1 protein-coding gene is annotated in these 963 nt (G+C 63.6%); it reads right to left on the bottom strand.

The window, feature by feature from the left end; translation table 11 throughout:
* On the bottom strand, positions 1–866 hold an 866-nt coding region (locus EJI00_RS24905; protein WP_126750126.1), incomplete at its 3' end, for an IS481 family transposase.
* Positions 867–963: the final 97 nt, after the last annotated feature.

Below are 963 nucleotides of genomic sequence, written 5' to 3'. Positions count from 1 at the left end.
TGCCAGTTGTAGTGGTGCTGCCAGCTTGCCAGGGCATCGGTTCGATGGGCTGAGTTCTGGTAGGTCCAGCCGTAGGCCCACTCTCGCAACGCGGACTGGATGAACCTCTCGGCCTTGCCGTTGGTCTGCGGCCGGTAGGGCCGCGTGAAGCTGTGCTTGATGCCCAGTTCAATGCAGGTTGCCCTGAACTCGCGCGAGCGGAAGGCCGCACCGTTGTCCGTGAGCAACCCCTTGACGGTGATGCCCAGGCGGGCGTAGTAGGCCACCGCGTTGCGCAGGAACAAGACCGCTTGCGCTTGCTTCTCGTCTGGGTGCATGGCGGTGAACGCCAGCCTGGCATGGTCATCGATGGCCACGAACAGCGTCTCCCAGCCTGCTCCATCGACCGAGTCGCGCCGGTTTCCTGTGACGCGGTGGCTGGGCCGTACGATGCGCCCGAGCTTCTTGGTGTCGATATGCAGCAGATCGCCGGGAGCCTCGTGTTCATAGCGCACGACCGGCTCTGCAGGCTCCAGGTCGCTCAGCCTGGACAAGCCCGCTCGCGCCAGAACGCGACTGACCGTGGACTCCGAGACGCCCACGCTGCGTGCAATGCGAGCCTGCAGCATCCGACGTTTGCGCAGCTCGACGATGAGCAGCGCCTTGCCTGCATCGATGGCCCTGGGCGAGCGCGTGGGCCTGGAGGACGCGTCCGCCAGGGCGGCTTCGCCGCCTGCCAGATAGCGACCGAGCCACTTCCTGGCCGTTGGCGCAGTGACGCCGTGTGCGGTTGCCGCTCGCACGGCATCCAGGCCTTCCAAAGTCATCTGTTTGACCATCTCGATTCGGCGGGCAAAGGTAAGTCGGGCATGCTTATGGGTGTTCATCCGGTTGGGTGTCCTGAGTGGATTGGGTGTTTGGCGACTTCCAGTCTCTCAAACCCAATCCGGATGAACACCGGATACAACCTATTGAAGCTTCACA

Origin of the sequence: Variovorax sp. DXTD-1 (assembly GCF_003984625.1) — a bacterium.
Taxonomy (GTDB): Bacteria; Pseudomonadota; Gammaproteobacteria; order Burkholderiales; family Burkholderiaceae_C; genus Variovorax.
Note: the sequence above shows the minus strand (reverse complement) of the source record. Positions and strands in the feature narration are given on the sequence as shown.